The 18,035-nt window shown below is 30.0% G+C and carries 12 protein-coding genes; 6 read left to right on the plus strand and 6 right to left on the minus strand.

The genetic code is table 11. The features are described from left to right. Positions 1–47: 47 nt before the first annotated feature. Positions 48–1,166 (minus strand): DNA polymerase III subunit beta, encoded by a 1,119-nt coding sequence (gene dnaN / locus WG945_RS15575; RefSeq protein WP_068450122.1) that lies wholly within the window; start codon positions 1,164–1,166, stop codon positions 48–50. Positions 1,167–1,432: 266 nt separating this feature from the next. Between dnaN and WG945_RS15580 the strand changes: the two genes are divergently transcribed. The 3 genes from WG945_RS15580 (at position 1,433) to WG945_RS15590 (ending at position 7,210) form a co-directional block, all read left to right on the plus strand. Beyond that, positions 1,433–3,928, plus strand: coding sequence for a PIG-L family deacetylase (locus WG945_RS15580; protein WP_068450124.1), 2,496 nt, complete (start codon positions 1,433–1,435; stop codon positions 3,926–3,928). A 338-nt stretch (positions 3,929–4,266) separates the two neighbouring features. Beyond that, on the plus strand, positions 4,267–6,153 hold the full coding sequence (locus WG945_RS15585; protein WP_068450126.1) for a sodium:solute symporter: 1,887 nt from the start codon (positions 4,267–4,269) through the stop codon (positions 6,151–6,153). Between the two features lie 85 nt (positions 6,154–6,238). Next, positions 6,239–7,210, plus strand: a complete 972-nt coding sequence (locus tag WG945_RS15590) for a Gfo/Idh/MocA family protein (RefSeq protein WP_068450127.1) — start codon at positions 6,239–6,241, stop codon at positions 7,208–7,210. Positions 7,211–7,250: 40 nt separating this feature from the next. On the opposite strand, the gene WG945_RS15595 is transcribed toward WG945_RS15590, so the two are convergent. From WG945_RS15595 to WG945_RS15615, 5 genes are all read right to left on the minus strand, one after another. After that, on the minus strand, positions 7,251–7,922 hold the full coding sequence (locus tag WG945_RS15595; RefSeq protein ID WP_068450129.1) for a 3'-5' exonuclease: 672 nt from the start codon (positions 7,920–7,922) through the stop codon (positions 7,251–7,253). Positions 7,923–7,924: 2 nt separating this feature from the next. After that, entirely contained in the window at positions 7,925–9,841 is a 1,917-nt protein-coding gene (locus tag WG945_RS15600) for a DUF294 nucleotidyltransferase-like domain-containing protein (RefSeq protein ID WP_068450131.1), read from the minus strand. A gap of 30 nt (positions 9,842–9,871) precedes the next feature. After that, on the minus strand, positions 9,872–10,639 hold the full coding sequence (locus WG945_RS15605; protein WP_068450133.1) for a hypothetical protein: 768 nt from the start codon (positions 10,637–10,639) through the stop codon (positions 9,872–9,874). Then, entirely contained in the window at positions 10,626–11,192 is a 567-nt protein-coding gene (locus tag WG945_RS15610) for an NUDIX hydrolase (RefSeq protein ID WP_068450134.1), read from the minus strand. Before WG945_RS15610 ends, WG945_RS15605 begins: the two co-directional genes overlap by 14 nt. A 225-nt stretch (positions 11,193–11,417) precedes the next feature. Then, the gene (locus WG945_RS15615; protein WP_068450136.1) at positions 11,418–12,506 is read right to left on the minus strand and encodes a M42 family metallopeptidase; all 1,089 of its coding nucleotides are present in this window, start codon (positions 12,504–12,506) and stop codon (positions 11,418–11,420) included. Positions 12,507–12,734: 228 nt separating this feature from the next. Between WG945_RS15615 and WG945_RS15620 the strand changes: the two genes are divergently transcribed. The 3 genes from WG945_RS15620 to WG945_RS15630 all read left to right on the plus strand — a co-directional run bounded on the left by WG945_RS15620 (position 12,735) and on the right by WG945_RS15630 (position 18,030). Further along, entirely contained in the window at positions 12,735–13,622 is an 888-nt protein-coding gene (locus WG945_RS15620) for an ABC transporter ATP-binding protein (RefSeq protein WP_068450138.1), read from the plus strand. 83 nt (positions 13,623–13,705) lie between these two features. Continuing rightward, a complete protein-coding gene (locus WG945_RS15625; RefSeq protein ID WP_068450140.1) occupies positions 13,706–17,359 on the plus strand; it encodes an ABC transporter permease/M1 family aminopeptidase in 3,654 nt (1,217 codons plus the stop codon). Beyond that, entirely contained in the window at positions 17,359–18,030 is a 672-nt protein-coding gene (locus tag WG945_RS15630) for a lysoplasmalogenase (protein ID WP_068450142.1), read from the plus strand. The genes WG945_RS15625 and WG945_RS15630 overlap by 1 nt, the downstream gene beginning before the upstream one ends. Positions 18,031–18,035: the final 5 nt, after the last annotated feature.

The following is an 18,035-nucleotide window of genomic DNA, read 5'->3' on the forward strand; positions in this document are numbered from 1 at the left end:
GTTTTCACAAGAAAGATAAATCATTTTAATAAATGACAATATATGTCTTAACTATTTAACATTACTGGCATTACAAGCATTGTAACCTGTTCACCTTCGTCAGTTCCATCAATAGGTGTTAAAATACCTGCTCTGTTTGGTAAAGACATTTCAATTAAAACTTCGTTAGAACTTAAATTGTTTAACATTTCGCTTAAAAAACGAGAGTTAAAACCAATTTGCATATCGTCTCCTTGATAATCACAACTTAAACGTTCGTCTGCTTTGTTAGAAAAATCTAAATCTTCAGCAGAAATATTTAATTCAGTTCCCGCCATTTTTAAACGAATCTGGTGTGTTGTTTTACTAGAGAAAATAGAAACACGTCTTACAGAGTTTAAGAAAGAAGCTCTATCTACAGTTAGTTTATTTGGATTCTCTTTTGGTATTACAGCTTCGTAATTAGGATATTTTCCATCAATTAAACGACATACTAAAACTACATTATCAAATGTAAATTTTGCATTAGCGTCATTATATTCAATAGTAACATCACTTTCAGAGCCACCTAAAATACCTTTTAATAAATTTAAAGGTTTCTTTGGCATAATGAATTCTGCTGTTTGATCTGCAGTAACATCTGTTCTTGTATATTTTACCAATTTATGAGCGTCTGTTGCAACAAAAGTTAAACTTTGTGAACTAAACTGAAAAAACACTCCACTCATTACTGGACGTAAATCGTCGTTTCCGGCAGCAAAGATTGTTTTAGAAATTGCTGTTCCTAAAATGCTTGCAGGTACCACTGTTTTACTTGGTGATGGTAAAGAAACCGCTTTAGGAAATTCATCTCCACCAAAATAAGCCATGTCATATTTACCTTGATCAGAACTAATTTCAATAGCATTATCTCCATCCGTTTTAAACGTTAAAGGTTGATCTGGAAACGTTTTTAAAGTATCTAATAATAAACGTGCAGAAACAGCTATAGAACCAGAACTATCACTTTCTACATCTATTACAGAGCTCATTGTTGTTTCTAAATCTGATGCAGAAACTTTTAATTGATTTTCAGATAATTCAAACAAAAAGTTGTCTAAAATTGGTAAGGTATTGTTGCTATTTATAACGCCGCCTAAAACTTGTAGCTGTTTTAATAATTGCGAACTCGATACAATAAATTTCATTGATTTTTTATCTTAATTAGTCTTACAAATATAATCTTATTAAGTGATTCTGAAAATTAATTTATTAACAGGTTATGAGCATTTTGTTAATGAAATTAGAAACGTTATAATTATGTTAACAAATTTCAAGAACCCTGATAAAAAACTACATTTGTTTTTATGGTAATCTAAGATTTTTCTAAAGATTATTTTCAAAAATGTTGTTGACACGTTTATATTCAGTATCAACGGTACTTTACCAAAGAAGAATTGACCAATATATAAATATGAAGAAATTTTTACTTTCTACACTTGCAATTTTACTGATTTCTATTTCAGTATTCGCTCAAAAACCTCAAAAATTAACCTCGAATCAGATTTACGAGAAAGTTCAAAAACTGAACTTCTTAGGAACTGCTCTCTATATTGCAGCGCATCCAGATGATGAAAATACGCGTTTAATAGCCTATTTATCTAATAATGTAAAAGCAAGAACAGGTTATTTATCGTTAACAAGAGGAGATGGAGGTCAGAATTTAATTGGTTCTGAAATTAGAGAATTATTAGGGGTTATAAGAACTCAAGAATTATTAGCCGCTAGAAGAGTTGATGGTGGTGAGCAAATGTTTACAAGAGCCAACGATTTTGGATATTCTAAACATCCAGATGAAACGTTAGAAATTTGGAATAAAGAAGCGGTTTTAAGTGATGTTGTTTGGGCAATTAGAACTTTTAAACCCGATGTAGTTATAAATAGATTCGATCATAGAACTCCAGGTACAACACACGGGCATCATACAAGTTCTGCAATGTTAAGTGTAGAAGCTTTTGATATTGTAGCAGATTCTACAAAATATCCATCTCAATTAAAATATACAGAAACTTGGCAACCAAAACGTTTGTTTCATAATATTTCTTCTCGTTCTTTTAAAAGTCAAGAAGCATTTAACGAAGCTGCAAAAGATTTAATTTCTTTTGATATTGGAGAGTATTACCCTTTAAAAGGTTTGTCTAATAATGAGATTGCGTCTATAGCAAGTAGCCAACATTTGAGTCAAGGTTTTGGACGATTGACAACAAGAGGTTCTCAAAAAGAATATGTAGAGTTTTTAAAAGGAGATTCTTTAAAAGTGAAAAATGATGTTTTTGCAGGAATCAATACTACTTGGAGTCGTTTAAAAAATGGTAGTTCAATTGGTAAGATTTTAAAGGATGTTGAAGATAATTTTGATTTTATAAATCCGTCTAAACATTTACCTAAATTAATGTTAGCCTATAGCATGATTAAAGATTTAGAAGACAACCATTGGAGAACAATTAAAGAAAAGCAGATTAAAGAAATTATTGAAGCTTGTGCAGGTTTGTATATAGAAGCCTCTGCAAATAGCTCTTCTGGAACACCGAATTCTAAAATTGATGTAAATTTTGAAATCTTAAATAGAAGCGATGTAAATATTCAATTAACATCTATTATTTCTGAATTAGATAATAATGAAATTTTTAAAGGTTTTAATTTAACAAAGAATACAAAGTTTACATTTAAAGAAACAGTTGCTTTAAAAACAACTGCTTATACAGATCCTTATTGGTTGCGTAAAGAAGCTAGTTTAGGTATGTATGCTGTAGATAATCAAGAGTTAATTGGGTTGCCAGAAACACCAGGTATTTCTAAAATAAGCTATAAATTAATTATAGATTTTATTCCGATAACAATTTCAAAAAATATTATTAGAAGATATGCTGAAAGCGATAAAGGTGAAATTTATGAACCTTATCAAGTTTTACCAGAAGTAACCACAAAAATTAAAAACAAAGTACTTATTTTTTCTGATAGCATTCCTAAAAATATCGATGTAGAAGTAAGAGCAGGTATTCCTTTTGTACAAGGAAAAGTAAGTTTAAAAGTTCCAGAAAATTGGAGTGTAACTCCTACAGAAGTTAATTTTAATATTGAACAAAAAGAAGATGTACAAACGGTTTCTTTTTTAGTAACACCACCTAAAACTGCTTCGGAAGGAAAACTAGAGGTTGTTGCTGTTTCTAAAGGAAAAAGTTATGACAAAGAATTGGTAGAAATTAATTACAATCATATTCCTAAACAAAGTGTTTTGTTAAACTCAGAAGCAAAAGTTGTTCGTTTAGATATTAAAAAAGCAGGAAATAAGATTGGTTATATAAAAGGAGCAGGAGATGCGGTTCCAGAAAGTTTACGTCAGATTGGATATACCGTTGAAATTATAAAACCTCTTGATATTAATGAAGAGAATTTATTAAAATACGATGCTATTGTTTTAGGTATTAGAGCTTATAATGTTGTTGATGAACTAAAATTCAAACAAAAATTCTTGCTAGAATATGTAGCAAAAGGAGGAAATATGATTGTGCAGTACAACACCAATAGAAATGTAGATGTTGCGGCACCGTATCCTTTAAAACTGTCTAGAGATAGAGTAACAGATGAGTCTGCAGATGTTTTAATATTAGCAGAAGACAACCCTTTAATGAATTTTCCTAATAAAATTACCAACGAAGATTTTAATGGTTGGGTACAAGAACGTGGTTTGTATTTTCCTAATATTTGGCATGAAGCATATGTGCCTGTTTTATCTATGAACGATAAAGGAGAGCACATGAAGTTGGGTAGTTTGTTAATAGCAAAATATGGTAAAGGAAATTATATTTATACAGGTTTAAGTTTCTTTAGAGAGCTTCCTGCTGGAGTTTCTGGAGCATATAGATTATTTGCAAATATGTTGTCTGTAGGAAAAGAAGTTTCAAAGTAAGGTTCAGGGTTTAAGGTTTCAAGTTTGAGGTTTCAAGTTGGAATATTAAAGTGAAGTTTAAAAAGGACAAAAGTGGCAAACAAGTTTAGCCCTGATTGAGTTAGTTGTTTGAGCTCTTTTTTACTGTCAGTTCGAGTGAATTTGAGAAGAATGAGCAAATTTGTATCGAGAACAGAAGTAAAAAAAGCGAGTAACGAAAGCAGGAAATAGCTTCTAATAAAAATAAGATGAAAGAAGAAAAATACACTTGGAAAAAAGAATATTCATTGGTTTTAATAGCAAATGTAATTTACATTATTGCGTTTTATTTAATTACTAATTATTTTACAGCTTAAGCTATGGAAATTACAAGTAAACTACATCTTATAGATTGGATAATTCTGTCTGTTACCCTTATTTTTATAGTAGCTTATGGTACTTATGTAACTAGAAAAAACGACAATGTAACCGATTATATTAAGGGAGGAAGTGACTCTAAATGGTGGACGATTGGTTTGTCTGTAATGGCAACACAAGCGAGTGCTATTACGTTTTTATCTACACCAGGACAAGCGTTTCATAGTGGTATGGGGTTTGTACAATTTTACTTCGGTTTGCCAATTGCAATGATTATAATTTGTGTCGTTTTTATACCTATTTATCATAAATTAAAAGTTTACACCGCATACGAGTTTTTAGAAGGAAGATTTGATTTAAAAACGAGAAGTTTAGCAGCAATTTTATTTTTAGTTCAACGTGGATTAGCGGCTGGAATTACCATTTTTGCACCTGCAATTATTTTAAGTGCAGTACTAGACTGGGACTTGTTAACGCTGAATATTATCATCGGTTTTTTAGTGATTATTTACACCGTTTCCGGTGGAACAAAGGCCGTAAACGTAACGCAGAAACAACAAATGATTATCATTTTTATTGGAATGCTAATTGCATTTTTTATGATTATGAGCCAGCTTCCGGAGAATATTACCTTCACCAATGCATTAGAAATTGCAGGTGCTAGTAATAAAATGGAAGTGCTAGATTTTTCTTTTGATTTAAGTAACAGATATACCGTTTGGACAGGTATTTTAGGAGGTACTTTTTTAATGTTATCGTATTTTGGAACAGATCAAAGTCAGGTGCAACGTTATTTGTCTGGAAAATCGGTTAGAGAAAGTCAGTTAGGTTTAATTTTTAACGGATTTTTAAAAGTGCCAATGCAGTTTTTTATTCTGTTAATTGGTGTGATGGTTTTTGTTTTTTATCAATTTAATGCATCACCATTAAACTTTAATCCTACCGCAAATGATGCCGTTCAAAATTCTGAATATGTTACAGAATATCAAGAATTAGAAAGAGAACACATTATTATAGAAAACGATAAAAGATTGTTGTTTTCAGATGGATTTCAGGCAGAAGAAGCTACTAGAATTCAAGAACTAAATACGAGAGATTTGGCTTTGAAAGAATCGGCTAAAGAAATCATTAAAAAAGTAAATGAGAAATCAATAAAAAAAATAGAATCGAACGACAAAGATTATGTATTTATCCATTTTATTTTAAACAATTTACCGAGAGGGTTAATCGGACTTTTATTAGCTGTAATTTTATCTGCAGCTATGTCTTCTACGGCGTCAGAATTAAATGCGTTGGCAAGTACAACTGCGATCGATCTATACAAGCGAAACGTAAGGGAAGATAAAGGCGAAGAACACTATGTAAAAGCTTCTAAGTGGTTTACATTGCTTTGGGGAATTATAGCCATTTCGGTGGCTTGTGTGGCTAATTTATTCGATAATTTAATTCAGCTTGTAAATATTATTGGGTCTATTTTCTACGGAAATGTTTTGGGTATTTTCTTATTAGCGTTCTTCTTTAAAAAAGTAAATGGAAATGCGGTTTTTAGAGCAGCTTTAATTACTCAAATATTAATTTGTTCTATTTATTATTTCGGAATTTATAACTTAGAATCGCAAGGGTTAGAACCGATAATTAGTTATTTATGGCTGAATTTTATAGGATGTATTTTAGTGATATTTTTCTCACTATTATTTGTGTTTAAAGCGATAAATAAGCAAAGTAAAGTAGCGTTGATTATCAGTTTATTGGCTATTTTAAAAATTACGTACGATGTGTTAAACGATGTTTCTTTAAACATAATTCACGTTGTTTCTTTAATTGTTTTATTTTTCTTTTTAGGTTTTTTTAATATTGATAAAACGATTTTAAATGAAAAAGAAAGTTAATTGAGAATACTTTAGATTAACTAATGTAGACCTTTCATATTTTTAAACTGAAAGACCTTTTTTTGATATTATTACAAGAATTAGTATGGAAAAGAAAGTAATTAAATGGGGAATTATAGGGTTAGGTAATATTGCTCAAAAATTTGCGACAGATTTAGCAACAGTAGAAAATGCAGAGTTAGTTGCTGTGGCATCTAGAAGTCAAGAAAATGCAGATAAATTTGCGATAAAACATAACTCCAAAAAAGCCTATAACTCGTATCTAGATTTAGCAAATGATGCAGAGGTAGATGCTGTTTATATTGCAACTCCACACAGTTTTCATAAAGAACACGCTATACTTTGTTTACAGCATAAAAAAGCAGTTTTATGCGAGAAGCCTTTTGCAATGAATTTGCAAGAAGTAGAAGAAATGATAACTGTAGCCAAGGAAAATAATGTGTTGCTAATGGAAGCATTATGGACGTATTTTTTACCACATTATACCTATGTTTTAGAATGTTTAAAAAATGAGAAATTTGGTAAGCTTTTAAAGCTAGAAGCAGATTTTGGTTTTTCTAGAGCATTCAATAATGATAGTAGATTATTTAAAAAAGAAGTGGGCGGAGGTAGTTTGTTAGATATTGGTATTTATCCAATTTTTGCAGCATTATCTACTTTAGGTACTCCAAGTTCTATAGAAGCAGATGCTACTTTTTTTGATAACGGAGCAGACTCAGCCTGTAATATGATATTTGATTATACTGACACTAAAGCCGTTCTAAAAAGTACTTTGTTAGAAAATGCTGCTACAGTAGCTATTTTTACTTGTGAAACAGGAATTATAAAAATAAATACCATGTTTCATATGCCTACAACTGTAACTATTACAGAAAATGGTAAAGATGAAATTATTGATTTTAAAACTAAAACAATTGGTTATAATTTTGAAACGGAACACTTTAATAACCTTCTAAGAGCAAACAAAAAAGAAAGTGATATAATGACTTTTGATTTCTCTAAAAACTTGATTAAAACCTTAGATAAGGTGAGAGGTATTATCGGTTTAGAATATTAAGGAGGATAAATTATTTACGGTAACGTGATATGATGAAGTTTTAGTTAGATAGTAGTTCTTTAACCGTTAGGTTATCATTTTTATTTAAACGAGCTATTATTTTTAAAAATACAATTGCCGTAATTAAAGCGTCTCCACTTGCGGTATGTCTATCGCTTTTAGATACGTTTAACTCATCACATAATTTATCTAAAGTGTAGCGCTCTTTTTGTAATGTATTTTGATAAACGGTGTGTTTAGAGGTTCTGTATAAATGCTCTGTATCTAATGTTTTGTTTTTAATTTCTGGTAGTTGGTTTCTTTCTAAGATTTGATTGATCATTATAATATCAAAACCAACGTGATGTCCTACTAAAATAGAGTTACCAATGTATTTTAAAAATAGCTTTAAGGCTTCTAACTCTGTGATTTTTGTAATGTTCCCTTCTTTTAAAATTCCATGAATGTGTACCGTTTCTGGATTAAATACTTCTTGCTTTAAATACACCTCAAAACTATCATTTACATTTAAAGTATTATTGGTTAAAGATACAGCACCAATAGATAATACACGATCTCTCATTCTATTAAAACCAGTAGTTTCGGTATCAAAAACAACAAACCTGGTTTCATTAAGAGGTAACTTAGGCGTGTTTAAAATACTTTCTTCATATTCTAGAAAGAATTCTGGGAGTACTTTTTTGCTTGTTTTATTAAACCAATTAAATTTCATGATTATAGCCTGTTGGTTAAATTAAATCTGATAGAAAGTACTTCTTGAATTTCTCTAATGGGTTTAAAGCACCTTTTTAGCTTTAATTTTTCTTCTTTAGTTAAAGAGTCTAATTTAATAAATTTACCAGAATCATTGTGTAAGATACCTTGTTTTGTTTTAAACTTTAGCAAGGCTTTAAAAGCATATGAACACGATTGGTACAGTTCTTTATTTTGCGGCTCTATTTCTGCTAACCTTTCAAAACGGTGAGCGGTATTATTAATTTCAAAAATATTGTTAGAGAGTGTTAAAAGTCTTGCCGCATTAATTAATGGCATTAATGCTCTTTGTTTTATGTTAAAAGAGTCTTTGTGATCCCCATTGTTCTCTACTAGAAACTGTTTAAAAAAACTTAAAGGAGAAGGGCTTGCAATTGCCTCTTTTCCTAAAAATGTAAATAGAAGACTTCTTTCATTAAGGGTTTTAAAAATACTTGTAGTTAGATCTTTAGCCATAGAAACCTCACCATAAATGGCATTAAAATCAAAGAAAATCGATGATAATAAAATAGCTTCTTCGTTAACATTAAAAATCCAGTCGTTAAATTGATCCTTCCATTCAGACAAAGATAAACACCATTTAGGATTGCTTGCCATCATTTCTGCAGGACAATATTCGTAGCCAATTTTATGCAACGATTTTGTAATATGTCCGGCTAGTTTTAAAAAATATTCTTTAGTTTCTGTATACTTTTCTTTAGCAACATCTTCAAAAATTAAAGCGTTGTCTTGGTCTGTATATAAAAGTTGTTCTTTTCTACCTTGACTCCCTAATGCTAACCAAGTAAATTTAACAGGAGGCGTAGTTTCCATCTTTTTTAAAGAAAGTTCTATAACTCTTGTGGTAACACCGTCATTAATTTCTGAGATAATTTTAGAAATATGCGATAACGGAATATTTTGTTCTAAATAAGATTTTAAAAGTTGGTTTGCTTTGTTTCTAATATCACGAATTTCTTTGGTCTTTTTAGCGCGTTTAATCTCTTTTAAAATAACTGTAGGGTTGTTTCCAAGAGATGCTAAAACATCATGATTTGTTAAAATTCCAATCAATTTAGAGTTCCCTGTTCCATCTGCTGTAATACACAAATGGCCAACGGTATGTTTTATCATCTGTAATTGAGCGTCTAAAACAGTTAGGTTTTTAGATTGCGTAATTACCGGAGAAGACATAATTTCTTTCACCGAGGTATCTATAGAAAAAAGACCTGTCGCTATTTTATTTTTAAGATCACTATTTGTGATAATTCCTAGAGGAACACAAGCATCATCAACTACAATAATACAGCCAATTCTTTGGTCACTCATTTTAATTGCAGCCTCTTTAACGGTAGATTTAATGGTACAAGTTAAAGGTTTCTTTGTATAATTTACAGAGTGTAAATTAGAGTATGCTAAATTATCAGTCTCTATATAATCTGTAAAAACATTGTTGTTTTGTTCATTTGTGTAAGGGTCAAAAGAGTTTGAAGCAAAGGATGTTAGCAGATATTTATTGATTTTTAAGCTTCTTTCTGATACCGATTCAAAAATTTCAATAGGAATAGCGTAGACAATAGATTCTTCATTGGCAATTGCGTCGAGTAAATAATTTTCTTTACTAATTAACGGTCGTAAACCAAAAATGTCTCCACCATCACAAATGTCTATCAATGATTTTTTGTCATTAGAGTTTTTGTACAAGCTAATTCCACCATTTCTTACAATGTAAAACTGTTTATGGATTTCATCATGCTCGTTAAAAATAACTTTCCCTTTTTCTAAATATATGATGGATACTTGAGAGGCAATTTCAAGTATTTTATTATTCGTTAATAAATTGAAAGGCGGGTAGTTTTTTAAAAAATCGTAAACACGTTCTGCAATTGAATTTTTCATCCTTTTTTTATTTGTTGATAAATTTTATTCTTAACTTTTACTTACGGGAGTTTTTTCTAAATCAAAAACGGCCGTAGAAATAGTTACCTGAAACCAATTTTTAAACATTTTGTAATTACGTTTTTGTGGCCATTCTTTTTTATTAGTATGCCAACCATCTAGTTCCATCATAAAATATTTATCGAATTTCTTTTTTAAATGCACTTCGATATTTTCAAAACTATTATTGTTAATTAAATAAATATTAACGTCATTAAAGGTAGTTGCATCAATTTTAGAATCTGGATAAATAGTGTTATGCCAATCTATAAAAGGTTGTAGAGGTTTTATAGAAATTGCAGATCTATTAATAAAATTTTCTTCAAACTCATCGGTTTCTTCATTAGGGAAATCCATTTGCAACATCTCAGTAAGGTAGTCGTCTTCAGATTGTGTTGTTACATTTAATTTTGGGGTTCCATTCTTTTCAAAGAAATGAAAATCGACTATAAATTCTGTAAATTCTTTAAAATGATTGACTTTGTAGGTTGTCATTTTTTCTAATAATCGATAATCTTCGCCATCTTCTTTTGCTAACGTAATAATGTTTTTAAATTCAGATGTATCTAAAATAGATCGCATATTTCCTAAGTTCCAAGTATTTTGGGCAAACTCATATACGTCTTCGTGATATTCGTAATCTTTAAATTCATCATCAAAGTGATTCACAAATTTTTCTAATAATGTAGAGTAATTTACTTCTGTATTTTGAATATTATTACTGTCTCCAAATAAATTTACAACCTTATTTTTTTTCATTTTGATGTGAGTTTTGAATGTTTTTTATGATCTGATTATATACCGAACAGTAATAATCGTGAAACCTTGGTAGTAAAACGTTTTCTATGTTTTTAGTATTTTTTAATACTGATAAATCAAATAATTGAATGGCATCAACTTCTTCTTCCTGAATTTTTAAAGTTGATAAAGGAACTTTTAGTTCAGCTATAAAAACATGATGATGTTCGTTATCTATAATTCCGTTTGAATGAGAAACTTGATGAATTCTTGTACCAATCTTGATGAGGTCTTTTTCGGTTAATAGTAAACCGATTTCTTCTAAGACTTCTCTTTTTGCTGATGTTAAAAGATCTTCTCCTGCACCAGCATGTCCTGCAACAGAAATATCCCACAAACCAGGAAATACTTTTTTAGTCAGCGCTCTTTTTTGAAGTAGTATTTTTTCATCCGAAGTAAAAAGCCAAATATGAACAGTGGCATGAAACCAACCATTTTGATGTGCTTCAGATTTTAAAGCTGTTTTTCCTGTAGGTTTTCCTTCGGGAGTTAAAATGTCGATGAGTTCGTCCATTATTTTATAGAAGACTTTTTCAGGTTTCAAAAAACCTGAAAAGTCTAGGTATTTAGCTTTTGCTGATAAAGAGTTCGTTTGTCATTTCGAAATGAGCTTTTTTAAGCGATTGAGAAATCTCATAATGCTTGTATATAATTATAAGATTCCTCCTCATTCTTCGTTCGGAACGACAAAACGGAATTTTATCAGTGTGAATTAGTGAAATTCGTATCTATTTTTTATTTATTCAAAATAAGAAAAAGTTTCTCCTCCTTTAATATTCAATAAAGTTTCATAAATCATTTTAATAACATTTTCTACATCGTCTCTATGTACCATTTCTACAGTAGTATGCATGTATCTTAAAGGTAAAGAAATTAAAGCAGAAGCAACGCCACCGTTACTATATGCAAAAGCATCTGTATCTGTTCCTGTTGCTCTAGAAAGTGCAGAACGCTGAAAAGGTATCTTTTTAGCTTCGGCAGTCTCTGTAATTAAATCACGTAATTTTTGTTGTACAGCTGGTGCATAAGCAATAACCGGACCTTTACCTAACTCTAAAAGACCAGCAGATTTTTTCTCGATCATTGGAGTAGTGGTGTCGTGTGTTACATCGGTAACAATAGCTACATTTGGTTTAATAGTTTGTGTAATCATTTCTGCTCCACGTAAACCAATTTCTTCTTGTACAGAGTTGGTAATGTACAATCCGAAAGGCAATTCTTTTTTGTTTTCTTTTAATAAACGAGCTACTTCGGCAATCATAAAACCACCCATTCTGTTGTCTAAAGCTCTACAAACAAATTTGTCTCCGTTTAAGATGTGAAATTCATCTGGATAGGTAATTACACAACCAACATGTACGCCTAAAGCTTCTACTTCTTCTTTAGTAGCACAACCTGTATCAATAAAAATATTATCTGGTTTTGGCGCTTGTTCACTTGCTTTATCTCTAGTATGAATTGCTGGCCATCCAAAAACACCTTTTACAATGCCGTTTTTAGTATGGATGTTTACAATTTTACTTGGTGCAATTTGATGATCAGAACCTCCGTTTCTAATCACGTAAATTAATCCGTTGTCAGAAATATAATTTACATACCAAGAAATTTCATCTGCATGCCCTTCAATAACTACTTTGTATTTTGCATCCGGATTTATAACCCCAACAGCAGAACCGTAAGTATCTGTAATAAATGTATCGACATAAGGTTTTAGGTAGTCCATCCAAATTTTCTGACCTTCCCATTCGTAACCGGTTGGTGCAGCATTATTTAAGTATTTCTCTAAAAATGTAAGTGAATCTTTATTTAAAATTGATTTTTTTGCCATTATAAAAGTTTATAAAGTTTAATGTGAAAATTTCTAAAGTAAAATGTGAGTTCGGTTATTTTTTTCTATTTAAAAAATTATAAGAAAAAATAGCGAGTACATTTTATACTTCCAATGGTAAAAATAATACGATTTTTTAGGAATTCCACATAAATAATCACAAAAAAATGTAACAAAAGTGCTTACTTTTACACTAATCACCAAAGTAATATCACTAAAACCAAGAATATGAAGTTAGTAATTGAAAATTTAACCAAGACATATAAAAACGGAGTAAAAGCTATTGATAATTTAAGTATCGAAATAGGTACCGGAATGTTTGGTTTATTAGGACCAAATGGTGCAGGGAAATCATCTTTAATGAGAACCATTGCAACGTTACAAAGTCCAGATTCTGGTTCAATTACTTTTGGTGATATTAAAGTTTTAGAAGACAATATGTCTTTGCGTAAAGTGTTAGGTTATTTGCCACAATCTTTTGGTGTGTATCCAAAAATGTCTGCAGAAGAATTGTTAGATTATTTTGCGACTTTAAAAGGAATAGCCAATAAAACAGAAAGACAAGCAATTGTAAAAGAAGTTTTAGAAATTACTAATTTATACGAAGTAAGGCACAAACATGTTGCAGGATATTCTGGAGGAATGAAACAACGTTTTGGTATTGCACAATTACTTTTAAATAACCCAAAATTAATTATTGTTGATGAACCAACTGCAGGTTTAGATCCAGCAGAAAGACATCGTTTTTTAAATGTTTTAAGAGAAGTTGGTAGCAATTGTACAGTTATTTTTTCTACACATATTGTAGAGGATGTAAAGGAATTGTGTAATGAAATGGCTATTTTAAACGGAGGTAAAATATTAAAACATTCTACACCACAAAAAGCTACAGAAGAATTAAAAAACACTATTTGGACCAAGATTATAGAGAAAGATGATTTAGAAGAAAACATGAAGCTTTATAATGTATTGTCTAGAAATTTTAATACAGACAATACATTAAACATAAGAGTACATGCTGCAGAAAAACCTTCGGAAGATTTTATTGCTGCAACACCACAGTTAGACGATGTGTATTTTATCGCTTTAAAACAAGATGAACCAGTTTTGGTTTAAAAATTTTAAAGAGAAAAGTTAGAAAGTAAAAATTCTAATTTTCTAAAAATCCAACAATCTAATCATCCATCAATCTAAAAAAAATGTTTTCAACTATTTTTAAACAAGAATTAAAATACTGGTTTAACAAGCCTGTTTTTTATATTTATATATCTATATTTTTAATAGTTTCTTTCTTTTTATCAGCAACATCTGCAGGTATTTGGGACGGAATTACAGGAACAACAGGTTCTTCTAGAATTGTAAATTCGCCAATTGGTGTTACCGGTATTTTTAATGCATTTACAATTTTAATATTTTTCTTATTTCCCTCTATTATTGGGGTTTCTATTTATAGAGATTTTAAAAGTGAAATGCACACCATTTTATTTTCGTATCCGTTTACAAAAACAAATTATTTATTCGCTAAATTTCTTAGTGGTATTGTAGTGGTTTCTGCTATTGTTTTAGTGGTTGCACTGGGTATGGTTATTGGTTTTAGATTCCCTGGAACCAATTCAGACATTGTGGGCGATTTTAATATAATGACTTATTTAACAGTTTATTTGGTGTATTTATTACCCAATATATTGTTTTTTGGAGCTGTTGTTTTTGCGGTTGTTACTTTCTCTAGAAATATTGCCGCTGGTTTTATTACGGTAATTATTTTAATGTTTGTACAAGGAGCAATTACTAGCATTTTATCAGAACCAGAACACGCAACTTTATTAGCAATTTTAGATCCTTATGGTTCTTCTGCATCTTCTTATTATACTAAATATTGGACTGTTTCTGAACAGAACGAAATGCAAATTCCTATTAAAGAATTAGTTGTTTACAATAGGTTATTATGGTTGGTAATTTCTTCTTTAGTTTTTGGTTTGGTTTTTAAATTCTTTAAATTCAATCAGAATGCAATTACATTTTCTTTTAGAAAAGTAAAATCAGAAAGAGTTACAAAAACTAATTTTAGCGGTATTACAAAAATAACTTTACCAAAAGTAACGTACAATTATTCTTTTATTCAGAATTTAAAAGTAATGTGGAGGTTGTCTAATATTGATTTTAAATATATTTTTAAGAGTTTACCATTTATTTGTATTCTTATAGTAGGGCTTTTAATGTTATTTGGAACCTTATTTATTTCTAGCGAAATTTTTGGAACAGATACATTACCTGTTACTTGGCAAATGCTAGGCGGCGGAAATATTTTTAGTCTATTTGTAATTAATGTTTGTACTTTTTTATACGCAGGTATGTTGGTGCAAAGAGCAAGAACTGCAAAAATTAATCATTTGGTAGATAGTACACCAATACCAAATTGGACTTTATTATTCTCTAAATTAATTGCTATTTTAAAAATGCAATTGGTTTTATTGGCAGTAATTATGGTTTCTGGTATGTTGTTTCAAGCCTATCAAGGATACTATAATTTCGAAATTGGTCATTATATAAAAGAGCTATTCGCACTAAAGTTTTTAAACTATGTAATTTGGGCTTTCTTAGCAATATTTGTACAAACACTATTTAAAAATCAATATTTAGGTTTATTGGTTTTGTTGATAATCGCTATCGGAATTCCGTTTTTAGATTTAGTAGGAATCGAATTAGCTATCTTTAAATACAATGAAGGACCCGGTTTTAGTTATTCTGATATGAATGGTTATGGCTCTGCATTGTCTAGATATTTATGGTACAAAATCTATTGGATTTTAGGAGGAACTTTATTATTAATTGCAAGTCTTTTATTTTGGGTTAGAGGCTTACCAAGTTCTTTTTCTGAAAGAGTAGATATAGCAATTGCTAGGTTTAAAAGACCTCAAAAAATTAGTTTAACAGTAGTTTTAGTTGCTTTTTTAACTTTGGGAGTTACTATTTATCAGGCAACAAAGTCTGATGAAGAACACTCAGCATCAAAACAAGCAGAATTAAATGCTGTTAAATGGGAGAAAACATATAAAAAATATGAAGATTATAAACAACCAAGAATTGTAGCTGTAAATGCTGATGTAGAAATTTATCCGAAGAAAAAAACGTACAAAGCGAGTGCTATTTTTACAATGATAAACAAAACAGATAAGGCAATAGACAGTATTTTATTAAACCATAATTCTTTAAAAAGTACTTTTAAGTTTAATAAGCCAAACAATTTGGTTTTAGAAGACACTGTTTTTAATTTTGATATTTATAAGTTCGATAAAAAAATACAACCTGGAGATTCTTTACAATTAACAGTACATCTAGAAAGTAATAAAAACACCACTTTCGAGCAGAAATCTCCTATTAGAGAAAACGGAACATTTATAAATAGTAGTATGTTTCCTACTTTAGGCTATTCTTCTGGTGGAGAACTTACAGACAATAAAACACGAGAAAAATACGATTTACCACCAAATAATTTGCGTCCGCAACCTACAGATTCTTTAGCTTTAGGAAACACTTATATTTCTAAAGATTCTGATTGGATAGATTTTGAAGCAACAGTTTCTACGTCTGATGATCAGATTGCAATTGCACCAGGTTATTTGCAAAAAGAATGGACAGAAGGAAATCGTAAATATTTCCATTATAAAATGGATAGTAAAATGTTGAATTTTTACGCATTTAACTCCGCAAGATATCAAGTTAAAAAAGAAGTTTGGAAAGGGATTAGTTTAGAGATTTACTATCACAAACCACATGATTATAACTTAGATAGAATGATGAAGGGGATGAAAGCTTCCTTAACATATAATGCAAAATACTTTAGCCCTTATCAACATAAACAATTAAGAATTATAGAGTTTCCAAGAACACAAGGAACTTTTGCGCAATCATTTGCAAATACAATTCCGTTTTCTGAAGGTTTTGGTTTTATAGCCGCTGTAGATGATACAAATGATGATGGAGTAGATTATCCTTTTGCAGTAACGGTACACGAAGTAGCACATCAATGGTGGGCGCATCAGGTAATTGGTGCCGATGTTTTAGGAGCAACAATGTTATCAGAAAGTTTATCTGAATATGTTTCTTTAAAAGTTTTAGAACATCAGAATGGAAAACCTAAAATGCGTACCTTTTTAAAAGAGGCTTTAGATGGTTATTTAATGCAAAGAACTTTAGAAAGAAAAAGAGAAAACCCTTTAATGTATAATGACGGACAGGGATATATTCGTTATCAAAAAGGATCTTTAGTCTTTTATGCTTTAAGCGATTATATTGGTGAAGAAACCTTAAATGGTGCTTTAAAAAAGTATGTAGAAAAAGTGAAGTTTCAAGAAGCGCCTTATACAACTTCTGTAGAAATGGTTAATTATATAAGAGCAGTAACTCCAGATTCTTTACAATATGTAATTAAAGATATGTTTGAGACGATAACGCTTTATAAAAACAGAATTGTAGAAGTGAAATCTACAGAATTAGAGAGTGGAAAATATCGAGTTGATATTGAATTTGAAGTTTCTAAATATAGAAATGATGAAAAAGGGAAGAAGTTTTACGGAGAAAAGGTAGGTGATACGTTAACTTATAAATCAGAAAAAATGAGCAAGCCAATTTTGTCTCTTCCTTTACAAGATTATATTGATATTGGTATTTTTGCTGAAGAAAAAGTTGATGGAAAAAAGAAGGAAAAAGAACTGTATTTAAAGAAACATAAGATTACACAAATTAATAATAAAATTACAATTATTGTTGATGAAAAACCAGTTGAAGTAGGGGTAGATCCTTACAATAAACTGATAGATACAAAATCTGACGATAACAGAAGAAAATTATAATGACAAACAACCACAACAAAACATTATCGGCATCAGCATTTTTTTTAATAATTGCTGCATTGCATATTTTAGGGCTATTATTTAATGATTTTTTATCTTTTGTAACAAAACCTTTTATCGCTATTTCTTTAGTGATGGTGTATTTGTCTGCTGTAAATAAAGCTAGCTTTTGGTTTGTTTCGGCATTGTTTTTTTCTTTTTGGGGAGACCTTTTCTTGCTCTTAGAAGCAGAGTTTTTTATGTTTGGATTGGTTTCTTTTTTAATGGCTCATATTTTTTATATTAAAATATCAGCAGGTTATTTAAAAAAAATAAGTTTCATTAAAATAATAACAGCTTCCATTCCGTTTATAATTGTTTTTGGAGGTGTTGTTTTTTTGATTAATGAGCGATTAGGAGAAATGCTATTTCCAGTAATTATGTATGGAGTTGTTATTTGCTCTTTTGGTACCCTTGCATTGTTAAATTATCTTCAAGAAAAGAGTACAGAGAATTTATGGTTTTTTTTAGGAGCCGTATTTTTTATACTATCAGATACTTTATTAGCTATTAACAAGTTTTATGAAGCTAATGAAATGTTTGGTATCAGTATAATGATTACCTATATTGTAGCGCAATTTTTAATATGCAAAGCAATGATTGGTAAAAGTAACCGTGTTTTAAATAGTTAATTGTA

Origin of the sequence: Polaribacter atrinae (genome assembly GCF_038023995.1) — a bacterium.
GTDB classification, from domain to species: domain Bacteria; phylum Bacteroidota; class Bacteroidia; order Flavobacteriales; family Flavobacteriaceae; genus Polaribacter; species Polaribacter atrinae.

Bases quoted from the DNA above. Each gene is read 5' to 3' on its own strand.
- WG945_RS15620 (WP_068450138.1), top strand. From the start codon at position 12,735: ATGAAGTTAGTAATTGAAAATTTAACCAAGACATATAAAAACGGAGTA.
- WG945_RS15630 (WP_068450142.1), top strand. From the start codon at position 17,359: ATGACAAACAACCACAACAAAACATTATCGGCATCAGCATTTTTTTTA.
- WG945_RS15605 (WP_068450133.1), bottom strand. From the start codon at position 10,639: ATGAAAAAAAATAAGGTTGTAAATTTATTTGGAGACAGTAATAATATT.
- WG945_RS15590 (WP_068450127.1), top strand. From the start codon at position 6,239: ATGGAAAAGAAAGTAATTAAATGGGGAATTATAGGGTTAGGTAATATT.
- WG945_RS15615 (WP_068450136.1), bottom strand. From the start codon at position 12,506: ATGGCAAAAAAATCAATTTTAAATAAAGATTCACTTACATTTTTAGAG.
- WG945_RS15625 (WP_068450140.1), top strand. From the start codon at position 13,706: ATGTTTTCAACTATTTTTAAACAAGAATTAAAATACTGGTTTAACAAG.
- WG945_RS15610 (WP_068450134.1), bottom strand. From the start codon at position 11,192: ATGGACGAACTCATCGACATTTTAACTCCCGAAGGAAAACCTACAGGA.
- dnaN (WP_068450122.1), bottom strand. From the start codon at position 1,166: ATGAAATTTATTGTATCGAGTTCGCAATTATTAAAACAGCTACAAGTT.
- WG945_RS15580 (WP_068450124.1), top strand. From the start codon at position 1,433: ATGAAGAAATTTTTACTTTCTACACTTGCAATTTTACTGATTTCTATT.
- WG945_RS15585 (WP_068450126.1), top strand. From the start codon at position 4,267: ATGGAAATTACAAGTAAACTACATCTTATAGATTGGATAATTCTGTCT.
- WG945_RS15595 (WP_068450129.1), bottom strand. From the start codon at position 7,922: ATGAAATTTAATTGGTTTAATAAAACAAGCAAAAAAGTACTCCCAGAA.
- WG945_RS15600 (WP_068450131.1), bottom strand. From the start codon at position 9,841: ATGAAAAATTCAATTGCAGAACGTGTTTACGATTTTTTAAAAAACTAC.